Source organism: Lacinutrix cladophorae, assembly GCF_053604645.1.
On the sequence record NZ_JBSHNR010000073.1, the window covers coordinates 81134 to 99443 of the forward strand.

Genomic DNA, 18310 nt, shown 5'->3' on the forward strand with positions numbered 1-18310 from the left:
TACTATGTAAATGTACGTGATTAATTTTATCGTTTTAAGGTAAAATGATTGAAATATTCTCTACCATCTTGTAAAGTAATAGCAAACCAATAGTCGTCATTAGGTAAGTTTACTCCATTAAAAGTACCATCCCAACCAAGCCCGGAAGGGCTTATTTGTTTAATTAGTTTACCATAACGATTAAATATTTTAATTTTTGTATTTGGTTGGATAGGATTAGAAATCCCTAATACTTGCCAAGTGTCATGCACGCCATCATTATTTGGAGTAAAAAATCTTGGAAAGCCAATTACGGAAACGTTTTGTTTTACAATACCACAATTGTTTTTAACATCCATTACATGAATAGTATACATTCCTGGATATACATTGTTTAAAATATTACTAGGTTGGTATGGCGTATATAAAACACCATCGTTGTTATATAATGCATATTCATAAATCCCTTCTCCAGAAGTTAAAACGGTAATGGTATTGCTAATGTTTCCATCTATAATTTCAACAGTATCTATGGTTGCTGTATTGGAAGCTTCAACAATTATTGTTCTCGATTTATCACAATTGTTAGCGTTTGTAATAGTCACTGTGTAATTACCAACTTCATTCACTTGAATTTCATTTGTTGTTTCACCAGAAGACCAAGAGTAGGTGTAATCATTTGGATTTCCTATAACTCCACTAGACAGTGTTATGGTTTGCGGATAAAAATTTAAACAATAAAACGTTGTTTCGTCTTCTAAAATATCTGGCCGTTCATTGATTATTAATGCGACTTCACTAATTCCGTAGCAAGCATTATTATCCTCAGCTCTTGCAAATAATGTTTGTGAATAGGGAGTTGTATTTGTGTATGGAGTTGTTAATTCGTTTTGTTCTAAAAGTGCATCGTTATATGTTTCATAATAGGTGATAGGAAGTGTAATACCATTTATGTTTTGAATGTCTGTAGTAAAGTCATCAAGATTAAAGGTGTTTATTCCGTCTTCGGAATCTATTTCATCACAAACTTCTGGTGGAAAATAATTTTGAATTTGAGTAGTGCTTACTTCCAACGTAAGTGAAGCAACAGAAAAGCAACCTGTACTGTTATTAATAATTTGCGCGTATACAGTTTCTGGGTTTTGTGTATTAGTAAAACTATTTCCATCTATTTCATTTATACTATTTTCTGCATCTATTTGTTCTTCATAAAATTTAACTAGAGCATTTGTATTTCCAATAGTTAGAGATTCTTGTGCTTGAAAGAGATTGAAAATGGTTAGTCCATCTACGGTACCATCTTCATCACATTGAAAAAGTGAACTATTACTACTTGAAGGGGGCGCCAGAGTTACTAAATTTAAAGGGGTAATATTTTTACAATCAGGTTCGTTAGCGTCTTCAATTCTTACAAAAAGGGTGGTATTGGAGCTATAATACGGGCTTGTTAAAGGGCTCATATTACTTATAGCTTGCGCATTGGTTTCGTGATAGGTGATATTTACTTGTGAAGCGTTTTGACCGTCTAGTATTTCTTCGGTTTTAGATTCTAAATCAAAAAAAGTAACGCCATCCATTGCGTCTCCATCGTCGTAATTATCACAACTTTCTAAATTGGTTGGAGCAGCAAAATTTGGACCTGAGTTTACTGTTAATTCAAAAGGAGCAATATCAAAACAACCATTAGCTGTATTTGTAAGTCTCGCATATATTGTTTTTGGATTTTCAAGATTTGTATATGGACTAGTTAATGGGCTAGTATTTAGGTTTGCATCGCTTTCGGAATCATGATAGGTGACATTTACATTGGTTTGCGTACCAATTATAGATGGTGTATTGTTATCTAAATTAAAAGTTGTTGAGCCATCATCAAAAGGTGCTGTTACATCACAGGCTTCCATGTTTAGTGCATCAGCAGAACCTGAATTATTAGTTGGTGGTTCTGCAAATTCTGCAGTTCCAGTCCATTCTAAAGTAAAAGGACTTGTACCAACAGGTCTATCTATAACAATATAGTATGTCTCTCCAGCAAGAACATCAAGCCATCTAACAAAACTGTTTCCTTGTCCACCTGGACCTTCGGAAGTGTCTGTTTCTGTATCATTCATTCCCGTAAGGTTGTTTCCTTGATTTGCAGCTTGCGGATTTGTAGTAGAGCATCTAATTGCTTGCCCAATTGCACCACAACTTACATTTGGACCAAATACAAAAAAGTCATAATCAATTTCAATTCTTCCACTTCTAGGTCTTAAAGTAAAACCAAGTGTACCATTATTAACTACAGTAACTTGTAGCCATAAGCTATTGTTTTCGCTACTAGAACAAGTGTTTGATCCAGAAAGCTCTTGTGTGCCAATACCGTTTGCGTCTAAATTTACACTAGAATTTCCACAAACAATAACAGCATCTATACAATCTGTTGGTAATTGAGCGAAAGTAAATTGCACAAACAGAATTAGAATGGATAGTATAAGTAGTTTACGATTTGTTTTCAAAAGGGCGATTATCTTTTAAGTGTGAAGTGATTAAAATATTCTCTTCCGTCTTGTAACGTAACGGCAAACCAATAATCATCATTAGGTAGGTTTTCCCCATTAAATGATCCATCCCAACCTTGACCAATTGGACTAATTTGTTTTATTAATTTTCCATAGCGGTTATATATTTTAATCTTAGTATTTGGTTGAAAGATACTAGAAACACCATACACTTGCCAATAATCATTTACGCCATCATTATTTGGTGTAAAGAATTTAGGGAAACCAATTACTGATACTTTTTCTTCTACAATACCACAACCGTTTTTTATATCTCTAATAGAGACAGTATAGATTCCTCCAGGGGCTACATTTGTAAATGTATTACTTGTTTGATAATATGCATATAACCCAGCATCATTAAAAATGGCATATTCATATTCTCCTTCTCCAGAAGCATTAACAACTATTGTATTATTAGAGACTGCATCTAGAACCTCTATAGAATCAATAGTAGCGATATTTGAAGCTTCGACTATAATCGTTCTGGATTTTTCACAATTTTCGGAGTTGGTAACGGTAACTGTATAGCTTCCAGCTTCATTAATTAGAATTTGGTTTGTAGTTTCTCCATTAGACCATAGATAAGTATACTCATTAGGATTGCCAATAACACCACTTTCTAACGGTATTGTTTCTGGATAGGAATTTAAACAATAATAAGTTGTTTCGTCTTCTACTAATTCTGGGCGTTTATTTATTGTTAATGTAATTTCACTAATACCATAGCATGCATTGTTGTCTTCAGCTCTAGCATAAATAGTTTGCGTGTAAGGCTCTATGTTTGTGTATGGAGATACTAATTGGTTTTGCTCTACTAGAGCATCATTATAGTTTTCATAATAGGTAATAGGTAGCGCAATACTATTTAAGTTTTGAATCTCTGCAGTAAAATCATCTAAGTTAAAGGTGTTTAAACCGTCTTCAGAGTCTAATTCATCACATACAGGTTGCGGCGTATAGTCTTGTATTTGAGTTGTGCTAACTTCTAGTCTAAGTTTTGCAATTACAGCACATTCTGTTGTGTTATCTGTTATTAGAGCAAAAATTTCTTGAGGATTACTTGTATTTGGAAAGCTAGTTGCATCTACTTCATTTTCTTCATTTTGAGCATCTATTAATAAAGTGTGAAAGGTTACAGAAACATTTGTAGCACTTCCCGTTAATGCATCTTCTGCTTCTGTTAGGTTGAAAACTGTGTTGCCGTCTATAGTTCCATCTTCATCACATTGAAATAAGCTACTGTCATAGCGATTTGGTTTCGGGTTTACTGTAATATTAAAAGAGGTAGTATCAAAGCAGTCAGGGTTTAGGTTGTTTTCTATTCTCGCAAAAATAGTCTCATTTATTGGTGTAACATTATAATATGTGTTTGCTAATGGCGGATTATTATTAGTAGCGTCTGTTAGCGAATTATGATATGTTATGGTGTAATCTGCGGCGTTTTGTGTGCCTAATACATCACTATTAAAGTCAGTAAGTAATATATCTGTTTGTCCATTGGTATCATCTCCATCATTACTGCCATCATCACATGTTATAAAGTCATCGACAGTATTAGCTATTGGAGTATTAAAAATTTGTAAACGGAATGTTGTAGTATCGTAACAGTTAGGATTATTAATATTATGTATTCTAGCAAAAATGGTTTCCGGGTTTGTTTGATTATCATATGCTCCAACGATTTCATTTTCATTATTGTTAGCGTCTACTTGATTTTCAAAATAATGAACACTATAAATGTTAGGGTCTTGGGTATCTAAAATTTGAGCGTCTTGACTGGAAAGGTCGAAAGCCCAGTGTGCGTTATTGTTGTCATCGCAAACAATATAGTCGTTTGGTTGCGTGGCAGTAGGTATATCGTAGTATTCAATGATGGCTTTTCCTTCCAGAGTTTCACAATCTGCAGAGTTTAAATCTATTATTAACTCATAAGACCCTGGTTGCGATATGGTTAGGTCGTAGCTTGAGTTTGGTAATGGTGTTCCGTTATAAGACCAGGAATAGGTAGCTCCTGGTATATCATCTGCAAAAAGAGTAAATATATCTCCTGTGCAAAGCGGTAGAAAAGTGGTTTCTGTAGCGTTTCCAGTAATATCAATTTTTTCAGTAAAAAAGGAAGAGATAAAAGGAGGAAGTCCTTGTCTTGCATTTCTTCCATTTAAATCTATGTTTGCATGTTGGTAATTACAACCTATACCAATGGTGTTAGGGTTTTCAATTGTGCTTAAAAACGGAACTCCTGTATTGTAGGTTTCACTTAGTGATCTAAAAATTTTCCCGTTAGGAGCTAGTTGTAACGCACTTCGGTACATTTGTCTGTCGTCTATAACCACTTCACTAGCACTAATATTTGCCGCATTTAGATCGTATTGTAATAATGCTCCATATTGTGCATTAGGGTTCGAAAAATCGGAATTTGGAGTTTCATAATATGTAGTGACATATAGCAATTGGCTGTCTGGAGAAAACTCTAAACCATAGGAGGATTGCGGTTTTGATGTAGCACTATTAAAATTAATATTAATTTGCTGTCTATTGCTTACTAATCCTGTATCCGTATCGAAATCGAAAAGAAATAAACCTTGACCAATATTGGCAGCTGCTAATTTTGTGCCATCTGGAGAGAATTTTAGGTAACCTCTTTTTTCGTCTATATTGATTCCTGAATTAGAAGCTACGGGAGTTAGGTTTATTCCTGTGTTGGAAACTTCATAAGCATAAAAAGTATCATTTCTATCACCTCCACTGCTGTCTGCAAAAGTAATTACCCAAATGTTTCCAGATTCGCAATCTTTTAATACTGCACTAAGTTTTTCTGAAGTATTACTAAGCAACTGTATGTTTTTTGTTGCCGTTACGCTACCAAAACCTGCATTTAGAGACATGTCCACTTCCGAGTAGTGAAAACCTTCATCTATAGAGCCTTGATATTCGGTATCTACGGTAAAAATATAATAAATATCTTCATCCTCTGGTTTCGGAATAATTATGGCAGATTGTGTGCTAGAAGGATTTCCTTTTAAGCTATTTCCATTAGGCATTACGTTATGTGCTTTATCAAACACGGTTATACCATCTGTATAAAATAATAGATTTCCATCTTGGTCCGAAATACTAGTGCAACCCTCGTCTGTTCTTAACTGTCCGTCTGTAATTGAAATAACAGTTCCAGTAGTAGTATTAAATTGAATCCCTGCATTATCTCCAAAATACCAATTGGATGCTTGATCTTGAGAATAAGAAATAGCAAATGTTAAAAAAAGTAGATATAGTATTTTTTTCATCTTATGTAGCAATAGCTACCAAAGATATTACATTTTTAATGGAATAAAGGAAGGTGAATGTTAAATTGAATAGACTTTCCTAATTTACAAATCTCTGTTTTTTAAAATTCTGTACGATAAGAATAAAAATAAAGCAGTCCAACAAAGTACAATAAGAAACTCATAACCATGTACAGCATAGTCATAGGTAAGATCTATTTTATCTGGGAACTTGGTCATTACTATACGTTGAAAAGGTTGGTCAATTAATTTGTACATCGACTTTAATGGGAAGAAATTTTGAATTTTTTCTGCAAGTTCAAAGTTACTTTGCCAAGTAATCAATCCTAAAATAATGTTTTCTAGTATGAATAATATAAATAAAAATGCTAATGCAAATGCCGAGCGTTTTACTAGCATTCCAAAGAATAAACACAGAGTGAAAAAGCCTACTAATTTTACAAAATATGCTGCTATGAAATTTGTTTCTCTAAATATGATACTAGCTTCAGTATAGCTAGAATAATACATGCCAATACAAAAGGAAGCAACTGTTATTAAAATAGTAGCTACTAATGAAAAGAAAACAATGGTATAAAATTTAGAGAGTATAAACTCTTTTTTACTTAAACCATCAATAAGGTTTTGTTTTATCGTTTTGTTGCTATATTCATTACCAATCATACTAACAACAACAATAGCAAAAAAGAATTTAAATTGCGCTGCGAAAAACGTAGTAATATGCCAGATTATAGGAAAGTTGAATATCCCTAGTTCGCCTAATTCTAAAGTGAAAAAACCAAAGAAGTTTATCTTAATAGAAGATAAAATTAATACGGTAAAAGGTAGGACAAAGGAAACAAATATAAGTACTTTACTAGCTCTGTTTAGAAGTAATTTTTGTAATTCAAGATTTAATAGTCGTAACATGTGATAATTTTTTGTGCTGAAGCATGTCCAGTATGAGTTGGATGAATTAGTTGTTGTCTGTAAGTTGAAGAAATTGTTCTTCTAAACTTTCTTTACGTTTTACTAAATGCGATAAGACGATACCTTTTTCAAACATTAATTTGTTAAAATTAGTAGCATCCATTGGTTCGTTTAAAAAAGCCGTAATTAATCCGTTTTCCACTTTTATGTTTTTAAAAACAGCGTCATTTTCTAAGCATTTTAATAGTTCTTCTTGTTTTTCAGTTTTTAATTCAAAAAAACCATGACTAGAAATCATCTCGTCTACACGCCCTGAGTATAATTTCTCACCTTTACGAAGCACTACAACGTGTGAGCATACTTTTTCCACTTCATCTAATAAGTGAGAAGCTAAAAGAATGGTTGTTCCATTTGCAGCAATATCTTTTATTATCTTTCTAATTTGATGAATTCCTTGCGGATCTAATCCATTTGTAGGTTCATCGAGTATTAAAATTTCAGGATCATTTAGCAAAGCAGAAGCAATTGCTAGACGTTGTTTCATACCTAAAGAGTAGGTGTTAAACTTGTGGTCTTTTCTGTCTACTAAGCCAACAACTTCAAGTTTTTCTTCAATTTTACTATAGGCTACACCTTTAATTTTGCAAACCAGTTTTAGGTTTTGTGCTGCTGTCATGTATGGATAAAAGTTTGGACGCTCGATTATTGCTCCCACTTTTTTTAATGCATCATGTGTAGATACATTACCATCAAACCATTTAAAGTCTCCTTGGGTTTTGTTTACTACATTTAAAACAATACCTAAGGTTGTAGATTTTCCGCTTCCGTTTGGTCCTAGAATACCATAAACGTTTCCTCTGTTAATAGTAAATGAAAGATCTTTTACTGCTGTGACAAAACCAAATTTTTTAGTAAGGTTATTAATCGTTAAAATAGATTCCAAAATATAAAGGTTTGATGGATTAGTTATTAGTAAGACGAAGTACGCGAAAAATTGTTACAATAAAATAAAAAAAGCACGCTAATTATTTAAATTAGCGTGCTTTAGTTTCCATGAATAGTATCTGAAATTAATTCCAGTTTTCTTCAAAGTCTAAGTTATCGTAATCGTCGACGTCATAGCCATCATCAAATTCATCAAATTCGTCTAGGTCGTCACTTTCAAAGTTTTTAATAGGAGCTTCATCTGGAATTTGACCATGAACAAACATGAGGTTTGGGTAGTCTGTTCCTTCCGCTTCATCTACAATTTCAGCAAGCTCTACATAAAATGTCCACATGCTTAAAAAATCATAGACATAAATTAGCTTGGTTTGCATTTCATGAACTACATCATTTATGGTAGATTCGTTCATTAAGCGAACAGCATTCGCACCTTCACTAACATCAAACATCGAGATCTCTTCCCCTTGTTCCCAAGCATCATTACTTATATAAAAAGAGGCCATTTCTAAACCATCAAATCCAAAGGATTGTGTGATTGTATTGTGTAAATCTTCTAAGGTGTCTGTTTCACGAATTTCTAAATCGCGAAAAACATCCTCTTCGGTATCGTTATCTAGTATTATTCTAAATCTATAAATCATTTTTTGTTATTGTGTTGTTAAGTTATTAAGGTCGCTTAATAACTACAGGAATCTTGTTTGTTGCTTGCGCTTCGTTTAAAACAACAAATTCTTTGCAAAGATACTTATTTTTTAAATTATTTACTGAAACGATGTAGTGTAAATGTCATCGCACTTAATAGAAAAAATGCACCAATTTGGTGTGCTACACCTAACCAAACTGGCACTTGTAAAATAACAGTGCAAACACCAAGAATAAACTGAAGTGTAACAAGTGCTATTAATGCTTGTATGGCTTTGTTTTGATAAACAGTGCGTTTTATGTTTCTAGATTTTTTCCAAATTAAAAACACCATAAAAACAACTAGGTAAGCGAGTATTCTATGTACAAACTGTACACCGCTTTTTCCTTCGATAAAGTTTAAGTAAACAGGGTTTTTCTCTATTAAAACGGTTTCATGCATAAATTTACCTTCGTTCATCATTGGCCAATGGTTGTGTATAAAACCGGCATCTAGTCCTGCTACAAAAGCACCATAAATAATTTGTATAATCAATATAGTTAAGCTCAATTGTACGATTTTTTTAAAGCTTTTATGTATGGTTTTTTTATTAGGAAACATTAAATCTAAAGCGACCCAAAAGGTATACGCAAAGGTGATAAACGCAGTTGTTAAATGTGCTGAAAGTCTAAAATGGCTTACATCTGGATTATCAACTAACCCACTTTTTACCATATACCAACCTAGAAAGCCTTGGAAAGCCCCAAGACATAAAAGAATTACAGATTTTTTTATTGTAGGTTTACTAAGTTGTTTGGTAATTAAAAAGTATAAAAATGGAAGAAAAAATACCATGCCAATAAACCTACCAATAACGCGGTGTAACCATTCCCAAAAATAAATGTCTTTAAAATCTTGAAGATTAAAATGATTATTTAACTTTTGGTATTCTGGATATTGTTGGTATAAATTAAAAGCTTCTTGCCATTCGATGTCATTCATTGGTGGAATGGTACCAGAAATAAGTTTGTAATTTGAAATAGATAAACCAGAATGTGTAAGTCTAGTTATACCACCAACTACAACCATAATAAAAATTAAAATACATCCAGTTAGTAGCCAGTAGATTACTTTTTTATTATCTTTTTTCATGTTTAAATTAATTCTTTTTCAAAACATAAACTATTTTCAATACCTACGTATTGACCATAGTTTGGTATTAATTGATAGTTATTTTTTTTATAAAATTGCACAGCTTCTACTTGTCTTATTCCAGTTTCTAGGATGCATTTTTTGTAACCAATTTCTTTAGCCCAATTTTCTAAGGCTTCTAATATTTTGGTTGCAACACCTTGACTTCTAGTTTCGCTTAGTGTAAACATGCGTTTAATCTCTACACTAGTTGTATTATATTCTTTAAAAGCGCCACAACCAACAGGTTTATTCTCTAGATATGCAACAATGGTATTTTTTAAAACGTCAATATTATTGTATTGGTTGTAAAAGTCATGCTCGTCACCATCTGTAATTTTTAAATATGCATCTAGTTGTTTTACTAAATTAATGAAGTCTTTGTTTTCTGAGTTAGTTCTAACTAAATGCATTTTTTTTATCCTTTTTTGAATACAGCTTATTGTTCACTAATTTCAAGTCCTAAACGTTTTCCTTCTTTTAGCATTAATTGAAAAGCGGCATCAAATTCGTTTGGAATAACTCCTTCTAAAATTGCTTCTTTTATGGTTTCTTTAATGATGCCAATTTCTTTAGAAGGTTTTAAGTTGAAAGTTTTCATGATTTCTTCTCCAGAAATGGGAGGTTGAAAATTACGAACGCTATCTCTTTCTTCAACCTCTATAATTTTTTCACGAACAATCTTAAAGTTATTATGATATTTTTTAAATTTATTTGGGTTTTTTGTGGTTATATCTGCTTCGCAAAGCGTCATTAAATCGTCCACATAATCTCCAGCATCAAATACCAAACGTCGCACTGCAGAATCTGTAACAGCTTGTGCTAAAACAATAGGTCTAGAACTCATAAATACCATTTTTTGAACAAATTTCATTTTGTCATTTAATGGCATTTTTAGTCTTTTAAATAAATGATAGACCATTTTAGAGCCTTCAAATTCATGCGAATGAAAGGTCCAACCTACTTTTTTACTAAATCTTTTTGTTGGTGCTTTTCCAATATCATGCAATAATGCAGCCCAACGCAACCAAAGATTATCTGTGTTTGGGGCAATATTATCTACAACCTCTAAAGTGTGATAAAAATTATCTTTATGTTTTTGTCCTTCAACTTCGTCAATTCCTTTTAAAGCTGTTAGTTCTGGTAATATATACTGTAATAAACCGGTTTGTTCTAATAGTAAGAACCCAATAGAAGGTTTTTTAGCCGAAAGAATTTTATTCAATTCTACTACAATACGTTCTTTGGTAATTATCTTTATTCGTTTGTTATTTCTAGAAATAGCATCCAGTGATTCTTTTTCAATATTAAAATGAAGCTGTGTTGCAAAACGTATTGCACGCATCATACGTAACGGATCATCACTATAGGTAATGTCTGGGTTTAAAGGTGTTTTAATGATTTTAGCATCTAAATCTGGAACACCTTGAAAAGGATCTAGAAGGTTTCCAAAATTATCTTCGCTTAAATCTAAAGCAAGTGCATTAATCGTAAAGTCTCTTCGGTTTTGATCGTCTTGCAATGTACCATTTTCTACAACTGGATTTCTACTGTCTTCGTTGTAGGATTCTTTTCTTGCTCCAACAAATTCAATTTCAATATCGTCATAACGAAGCATTGCTGTTCCGTACGTTTTAAATACTTGTACTTTTGGTTTGTTGGGTAAATTTTTGGCTACTTGTTTTGCTAGAGCAATTCCGCTACCAATAGCAACAATATCTATATCTTTAGCTGTGCCACGTTTTAAAATAAAATCGCGGACAAAACCACCAATAACAAAACTTTCTAAATTTAATTCTTTAGCAGATTTTGATATTATTTTAAATATTTTATGATTTAATGCTTGTTTGTAGTTCATAGACTAAATTCCAAAAAGTCAAAATTCAAATTCCAAGATATACTTTTTGGAATTTAGCACTTGGCGTTTTATTTTTTACTTTCGTATAACTTTAACAATACCATTACTACCTAACTTAATAATAGACGATGGTTTTGTTGGTTTTTTTTCGTTTTGCAAATTTACAACATAGTCTACACCTTTTAAAATGTCGGGACTTATTTCTTTAAAGGATTTTGGGGTAGGTTGGCCACTTATATTTGCTGAGGTTGAAACTATTGCTCCATTAATTTTTCTACATAATTGGTAACAAAACTCATCATCGGGAATTCGAATCGCAATTGTTTTATCTTCTGCAATTAAATTTTGTGCTACATTTTGTGCATCATCATAAATGATGGTTATTGGTGTTTCGGAAATATCAAAAATACTTTGTGCAGCTTCAGGTATTTTTTTCACGTATTTTTTTAGCATTCTATCATCTGCAACTAAGCAAATCATAGCTTTCGTTTCTATGCGTTTTTTTAGCTTGTATATTTTTTCAACAGCTTCTGCATTGGTAGCATCACAGCCAATACCCCAAACGGTATCTGTTGGATATAAGATTATTCCTCCATTTTTTAGCGTTTCAACGGTGTTTTTAATTTCTTTGTGCATATATAATTGAAAAAAATATAACTGTTTTTTTGATTTTTTTTGAAACTACAATTTTATTAAATGAATAGATAAGAATCCATAAAACTAATTGTAATTTTGCGTTATGAAGTACGAAGTTAAAAGTAATTTTTCAGAATTTGAATCTGTATTAAAAGATTATATTCTAAATTTTGATAATCAAGGGGATGATTATGGCAACCAGAAGCGAAATTCGTTAAAACTATTTCAGTTAAATGATCTAACTATAAACATTAAATCGTTTCGTGTTCCTAATTTAGTGAATCAAATTGTTTATCGATTTTTTAGAAAAAGTAAAGCCGAACGTTCTTTTGTATATGCAAATAAATTACTCGATTTACAAATAGGTACTCCGCATCCAATAGCTTACTTTGAGTTGCCAAGTCCTTTATTATTTAAGAAAAGTTATTATGTAAGTGAACATTTAGATTACGAATTAACGTTTAGAGAATTATCGCATAATCCAGATATGCCAGATCATGATAAAATATTGAGAGCATTTACTCGCTTTACTTTTATGCTGCATGAAAAAGGGATTCATTTTTTAGACCATTCTCCAGGAAATACTTTAATTAAAAAAGTAGGAGCGGAGTATCAATTTTATTTGGTGGATTTAAATAGAATGGAATTCAAAGAAATGTCATTTAATGAAAGAATACATAATTTTGCTAGATTAACAATGTATAAGCCAATTGTTGAAACCATGAGCGATGAGTACGCAAAAGTTTCGGGTGAGGATTACAATAAGGTTTTTAATTTAATGTGGAAGGAAACGGAAGCTTTTCAAGAAAAATTTCACAGAAAAAGAAGGCTTAAAAAGAAGCTGAAATTCTGGAAAAAGTAATTTTTATCGCAATTGTAAAGCGGTATTTAATAAATAATAGAGTATTAAGTTAAAAGTTACTAAAAACTATTCTCTTCCTCTACGTAATAGCCAAAGTTTTAAATAGCGCATAAAAACAACATAAGCTTGTATTGTACCAATGGTAAAACCTACAAGACCATCTAAAAAACCTCTTTGCATAATATAATGTTTAAAAAAGCCATATAAGGGTTTTATTACAAAATGATAAGGCGTTAGTTTACCTGTTTTTTTGTCATAATCTTTAGCTTGCCACCAAGCGTATCGATTCATTTTTTCTAAATACTTATCAAAAGTAATATAAGTGTTGTGGTAAAATTTATTTGTTAATTTACCAACACTGCCTTCTACTTTTATTTCTGCATGTACGTGTTTATCTTCGTATTTGCATAAATCACGTTTAAAAAGACGAATTACTTTGTCGTTTCTCCAACCACTATAATGTACACGTTCTCCCATGAAGTGGTTCATTCTGCCAATCCAATAAGCAACATGTTCTATTTTAGGTTGTTTTAATATTGCTAGTATTTCTTTTTTTAGTTCTGGGGTAACACGTTCATCTGCATCTACTAATAGAATCCATTCGTATTTGGCTTGCGGGATTGCCCAATTTTTTTGTGAAGCAGAGTATTCATATTCACGACGTATTACTTTTGTTGCTAATTCTTGAGCTTTTTCAAAAGTACCATCTGTACTCAAACTATCTACAACTAGTATTTCGTCTGCAAAACTTACAGATGCAATAACAGCTTCAATGTTATGAATTTCATTTCCGGTAGGAATAATCGCAGTGAGTTTATTCATTGTTTTTTTGTAAAGTATATGCTTTGTTATAGCTTTTAAAAGTAAAGTAGTTTAAACGTTTTCGCATTTTATACTTTCGCACCAAATTTAAAGGTTTTTGTTTTAAATAGCTTTTATCTTTATGTAAAAATGAAATACTTGCATTTATGATGCGTTCGCTAGACTTTCCATCAAAATAAGGATGTAAATCTTGAATATAATTTTCAATATTTTTAATCAAGTTATCCGGATGTGTTAGCGCTTTTCGAAATATTTTTTCTAAATCGGCAGCTTGGGATACATGTAATAAAAAATCGTGTTGAAAAGTATGATTAAAAGTTACTACTGGTTTTTTTTGTAATAAAAATTCTTGAATTGCAGAGGTGGTGTCAGCAAACATTATATCTGCTTTTTTATATAAAGGAATTAAATCTGTTGTGTTGAAAAATGTGAAATTGGCATTGTTTATAGATTTCCATTTGCTAATAATGGCTTTTGGTAGTTTTGGATGTAATACCATGATAAAATGAAAAGTTCCAGTCGAGGATAATCTTTTAATTTCCTCGTAAACCGAATTGTTGTAGGCTAGACTTAGACTTTGTGTAAAAGTAGAAGCTATCATAATGGTGTTTTTGCTTTCTTTTTTTTCAATAGGAAACAAAGGGTCTACTTTGCTCCAGCCAGTCTCTATTACTTCAAAATATGGATGTTTTTTTTGTTGCGCTTTAAAACCATTTGTGGTAGAAGGTCCTTGTGTGCAATACAAATCGAAAAACCCGCGAAGCCTAAAGTGCGAAAAAGTATTTTTCTTTGAAGGTCTTTTTTGAGCATTAAAACCATGAAATACCTGTACTTTTAATCCGGAAATAAAATCGGGAACACTATCTGTTGCAGTTAATACAACATCTGGTTTGTAGTTTATAACTTCTTGAATGGTTTGTAAAGTATTCTTTTTTTCTTGGATTGCTTTTTTGCCATCGGTTATGTCTGCAAACCATTTTACAGTGTAACCACGTTTTGTAATTTCAATATCTAAAGGCATACCAATTGGTAGTGCATAACTATAAGATATGTATATTAAAAACTTGTACTGCATTAATTTTATTGTTTTTGTTAAAGTAATTTTTTACTGTTAGTTTACTCGTTTTTCTAACCAATTTAAAAGGTATTCTAAGATAGTTGGAGGGCAAAGGTCTAAACTTTGCATGCCTAAAAATAATTTGTTTTTACTTTTTCTGTTCAATTTATATTTATACCAAAATAGTGGTTTTTTATAAGATCTAAAATACATAAGTTGCAAGTCGTCTTTAAAATAACAGGTTTCGTTTTTTATTTCTAGATGATTTGCTAATCCTTGAGGCGTAAATTGCGTATTGTCTCTAAATCTGTGTTTTATGTTATTAATGAACACCTCTTTATTTTCGTTGAAATATTTTTCGAAAGTAGATTTACGAAGTGGATGTGGTGTATGCTTAAAATTATAATAGGAATTAAAGCCTAGAAGTCTAGCTGCATTTTGCTGTATAGATTTATGACCAGTTCTAGGTTTTTTTAACTTTTTATAAAGTATATCGGTATCGAACTTTAACCATTTCCCTCTTAAAACGGGAAGCCCATTTTTAAAAAAATCATCTGGTTTTGTTTCTTTAATTAAAAAGAAATCGTCGTTAAAGTAAATAAAATGTTCTGCTAAATTGGGTATTCTGTATATGCAAGTTTCAATAGGTCTACAGTTAAAAACTGGTAAATAGGTTTCGTAATTTGCAAAAACAACACTATGATCTACTATGTTTACCTTGTTGTATTTGCTTTTTTTAGGTGTTAAAAAACCAGGAGTTTGTTCGTCTGTAACTACATGAATATTTCTAATATATGGAGCGAATTTTAAAATAGAATCTATAGTGAATTTAATTTCATTAACTTGGTCATACCGTGTTCTAAACTTTTTTGTTTTCGCTTTTTTATTATCTTTTATATATGGTAAAATCTTTGCTTTATGCTTTTCATCTTCCCCATCTACCCAAAGTATTACAGCATCAATTGGTTTTTGTGTTGTATTTTCTTTTGTCATAATAGTAATTAATTAAAAGTAAAATTAATTTACTTTGGTAATAACGTGGTTTTTATTTTCTTGTTTTGGTAGTATAAAATAATCTCCTATGATTTTATTGTATGCTTCAGGATAAAACTCTTTTCTTGCATCTGATGGGTAAAAGGTCATTTCCCCAAAAATAGATTTTCCGTTTATCGAATAAAAATCTACACGAACGAAGGGTAATTTGTCTGCTAATTTTTCAGAAAGCATTGCCATTTCTTGAAGATTGCTAGGTTTTTCTATATCAGAAGAAATGCTTTTGTAGTTTTTACTTTTACCAAAGGGTAATATATTAAATTCTAAATCAAAACAACCTTGTTTATGGTCTTCATCTCTATCTATATGCACATCAATAAACTTTGGTTTTCCGTTAAAGCAATAAAATTTATAATCTACTAATGAGTTTTTGTTATTTTCTTTTAAGAATTTTTCAATTATAATTTTAGGCTTTATGTCCTTATAAGCCCATTCTTGACCTTTTCGGTAGTATTGGTTTTTACTTAACCATTTGTTAAATAGATTTTTTGCTTTTTTAGTATCTAGCTTATTTTTATTGGTAACAATTAAATTATGGTTGTTGGTATGATTAGCTTTAACTACAAATTTGTTTGGTAATTTATTAAAATCTATGTTATTAACGTTATCATAAACAGCATAAAGTTCATTAAGATATTGTGCGCCAATTTTTTTTTCAACATAAGATCTAACAGCATGTTTATCTGCTAGTAGTGTTAGTATTTTTGGACGATAAAAAACCTTGTACCATTCAATTTTAGCATTAAACTCAATCGGGTTTTCTAAATTTAATTTTTTTCCTGAAAAGTATTCATAATGGTATTTTACATATAATTTAGAGGGTAGAAATCGCATTTTTCTAAGCGTTCTTAATGTAAATTTACGAATACTCTTAATCATTAATTTTTAGGTTTCAACAAATATAGTAAAAGTAAAAAGCTTTTATAAGAAGTGTTTTTATAAAAAAACCGCAATGAAATTTCAAAGCGGTTTATAATTAAATTTTTGTTTGTTTTTAAACAGCTACATCATATTCACGTAAAGCATCATTTAAAGAAGTCTTCTTATCTGTACTCTCTTTACGTTTGCCTATAATTAAAGCACAAGGTACTTGAAATTCTCCTGCAGCAAATTTCTTAGTGTAACTTCCAGGAATTACAACAGAACGCGCTGGTACAACTCCTTTGGTTTCTATCGGTTCATCTCCAGTTACGTCTATAATTTTAGTACTCATAGTTAGTACCACATTAGCACCTAAAACCGCTTCTTTTTCTACGCGAACACCTTCTACCACAATACAACGTGAACCTATAAAAGCTCCATCTTCAATAACAACAGGTGCAGCTTGTAAAGGTTCTAAAACACCACCAATACCAACACCACCAGAAAGATGTACATTCTTGCCAATTTGCGCACAACTACCAACAGTTGCCCATGTGTCTACCATTGTTCCTTCGTCTACATATGCTCCAATATTAACGTAACTTGGCATTAAAATGGTTCCAGGAGAAATATATGCTCCATGTCTAGCAACTGCATTTGGTACTACACGAATTCCTTTTTCTGCATATCCTGTTTTTAGTGGTATTTTATCATGATACTCGAAAATACCAACCTCAAGGGTTTCCATTTTTTGAATAGGAAAATATAAAACTACTGCTTTTTTTACCCATTCATTTACTTGCCAACCATCTGTAGTTGGTTCTGCTACTCTAAGTTTCCCTAAATCTAAAAGGTTTACAACCTCCTTAATTGCAGAAATAGTTTGTGGTTCTTTTAATAAATCTCTGTTGTTCCAAGCTGTTTCAATTAGCTGTTGTAATTCTTTCATTGCTATTATATATTTGCATTTTCATTAATACGAAAACTGCTATTGTTTCAAATTTTAGTTCTGCAAAGATAAATCTATAATTGGTTTATATAAAAGGTTGTATTAAAAATATAGTATAAATACCAAAACAATAAAATTAGCCTTATTTTTGTAAAATAATAATAATAACTTATTAAAATAACTCTCCTTTTTTGAGAATGTGTATGGCAAGAATTTTAGCATTAGACTTTGGTACCAAAAGAACAGGAATAGCAGTAACAGACGAATTGCAAATTATTGCTTCTGGTTTAACTACAATAGATACTAAAGAGTTAATTACTTTTTTAAAAGACTATTTTTCTTTAGAAAAAGTAGAGCTAATTCTAATAGGTGAGCCTAAGCAAATGAATAATGAGGTTTCTGAAAGTGAAGTCGCAATTCAAGCTTTTATTAAAAAATTCACTATTGCTTTTCCCGAGATGCCGATGCAGCGTGTAGATGAACGCTTTACTTCTAAAATGGCTTTTCAAACAATGATAGATTCTGGTTTATCTAAAAAAAAGCGTAAGAATAAAGCATTAGTTGATGAGATTAGTGCTACTATTATTTTACAAAGTTATCTGTATTCAAAATAGATTTTACTTTTTTTAATCGTTTAGTATGTATTTTATCGATTAAAAAAGCAAAAAAAATTCATTTAACGAGAATTTTTATTCAGTTGTCTAAAAATTAGATAGTTATAAGTTTGTGCGTATATATTTGT

General features: G+C 31.3%; 16 protein-coding genes. 2 read left to right on the top strand and 14 right to left on the bottom strand.

What is annotated here, in order from left to right:
- Positions 1 to 26: 26 nt before the first annotated feature.
- From ACVC3Y_RS02440 to ACVC3Y_RS02480, 9 genes are all read right to left on the bottom strand, one after another.
- Positions 27 to 2474: a T9SS type B sorting domain-containing protein gene (locus tag ACVC3Y_RS02440; RefSeq protein WP_452226015.1), complete on the bottom strand. Its 2448-nt coding sequence runs from the start codon at positions 2472 to 2474 to the stop codon at positions 27 to 29.
- 8 nt (positions 2475 to 2482) lie between these two features.
- A complete protein-coding gene (locus ACVC3Y_RS02445) occupies positions 2483 to 5803 on the bottom strand; it encodes a T9SS type B sorting domain-containing protein (RefSeq protein ID WP_452226016.1) in 3321 nt (1106 codons plus the stop codon).
- 84 nt (positions 5804 to 5887) lie between these two features.
- Positions 5888 to 6712: an ABC transporter permease subunit gene (locus tag ACVC3Y_RS02450; RefSeq protein WP_303425830.1), complete on the bottom strand. Its 825-nt coding sequence runs from the start codon at positions 6710 to 6712 to the stop codon at positions 5888 to 5890.
- Positions 6713 to 6758: 46 nt separating this feature from the next.
- Positions 6759 to 7655, bottom strand: a complete 897-nt coding sequence (locus tag ACVC3Y_RS02455) for an ABC transporter ATP-binding protein (protein ID WP_303425832.1) — start codon at positions 7653 to 7655, stop codon at positions 6759 to 6761.
- A gap of 127 nt (positions 7656 to 7782) precedes the next feature.
- Positions 7783 to 8298, bottom strand: coding sequence for an IS1096 element passenger TnpR family protein (locus ACVC3Y_RS02460; RefSeq protein WP_303425834.1), 516 nt, complete (start codon positions 8296 to 8298; stop codon positions 7783 to 7785).
- Positions 8299 to 8414: 116 nt separating this feature from the next.
- Complete coding sequence (locus tag ACVC3Y_RS02465) at positions 8415 to 9431, bottom strand: COX15/CtaA family protein (protein WP_303425836.1); 1017 nt, start codon at positions 9429 to 9431, stop codon at positions 8415 to 8417.
- Between the two features lie 2 nt (positions 9432 to 9433).
- Entirely contained in the window at positions 9434 to 9883 is a 450-nt protein-coding gene (locus tag ACVC3Y_RS02470; RefSeq protein WP_303425838.1) for a GNAT family N-acetyltransferase, read from the bottom strand.
- A 26-nt stretch (positions 9884 to 9909) separates the two neighbouring features.
- Positions 9910 to 11328, bottom strand: coding sequence for a CCA tRNA nucleotidyltransferase (locus ACVC3Y_RS02475; protein WP_303425840.1), 1419 nt, complete (start codon positions 11326 to 11328; stop codon positions 9910 to 9912).
- Between the two features lie 75 nt (positions 11329 to 11403).
- Positions 11404 to 11964, bottom strand: a complete 561-nt coding sequence (locus tag ACVC3Y_RS02480; protein ID WP_303425842.1) for an L-threonylcarbamoyladenylate synthase — start codon at positions 11962 to 11964, stop codon at positions 11404 to 11406.
- 103 nt (positions 11965 to 12067) lie between these two features.
- On the opposite strand from ACVC3Y_RS02480, the gene ACVC3Y_RS02485 reads away from it, so the two are divergent.
- Positions 12068 to 12826, top strand: a complete 759-nt coding sequence (locus ACVC3Y_RS02485) for a lipopolysaccharide kinase InaA family protein (RefSeq protein WP_452226017.1) — start codon at positions 12068 to 12070, stop codon at positions 12824 to 12826.
- Between the two features lie 66 nt (positions 12827 to 12892).
- Here ACVC3Y_RS02485 and ACVC3Y_RS02490 read toward each other — a convergent pair whose 3' ends face one another.
- The 5 genes from ACVC3Y_RS02490 to ACVC3Y_RS02510 form a co-directional block, all read right to left on the bottom strand.
- Entirely contained in the window at positions 12893 to 13648 is a 756-nt protein-coding gene (locus ACVC3Y_RS02490; protein WP_452226018.1) for a glycosyltransferase family 2 protein, read from the bottom strand.
- Positions 13641 to 14723, bottom strand: coding sequence for a CDP-glycerol glycerophosphotransferase (locus ACVC3Y_RS02495; RefSeq protein WP_452226019.1), 1083 nt, complete (start codon positions 14721 to 14723; stop codon positions 13641 to 13643). Before ACVC3Y_RS02495 ends, ACVC3Y_RS02490 begins: the two co-directional genes overlap by 8 nt.
- Before the next feature lie 36 nt (positions 14724 to 14759).
- Entirely contained in the window at positions 14760 to 15698 is a 939-nt protein-coding gene (locus ACVC3Y_RS02500) for a Stealth CR1 domain-containing protein (protein ID WP_452226020.1), read from the bottom strand.
- Positions 15699 to 15722: 24 nt separating this feature from the next.
- Positions 15723 to 16592: an ATP-grasp fold amidoligase family protein gene (locus ACVC3Y_RS02505; RefSeq protein ID WP_303425851.1), complete on the bottom strand. Its 870-nt coding sequence runs from the start codon at positions 16590 to 16592 to the stop codon at positions 15723 to 15725.
- 160 nt (positions 16593 to 16752) lie between these two features.
- The gene (locus ACVC3Y_RS02510) at positions 16753 to 17568 is read right to left on the bottom strand and encodes a 2,3,4,5-tetrahydropyridine-2,6-dicarboxylate N-succinyltransferase (protein WP_303425853.1); all 816 of its coding nucleotides are present in this window, start codon (positions 17566 to 17568) and stop codon (positions 16753 to 16755) included.
- 203 nt (positions 17569 to 17771) lie between these two features.
- On the opposite strand from ACVC3Y_RS02510, the gene ruvX reads away from it, so the two are divergent.
- Positions 17772 to 18182, top strand: a complete 411-nt coding sequence (gene ruvX, locus ACVC3Y_RS02515) for a Holliday junction resolvase RuvX (RefSeq protein WP_303425854.1) — start codon at positions 17772 to 17774, stop codon at positions 18180 to 18182.
- Positions 18183 to 18310: the final 128 nt, after the last annotated feature.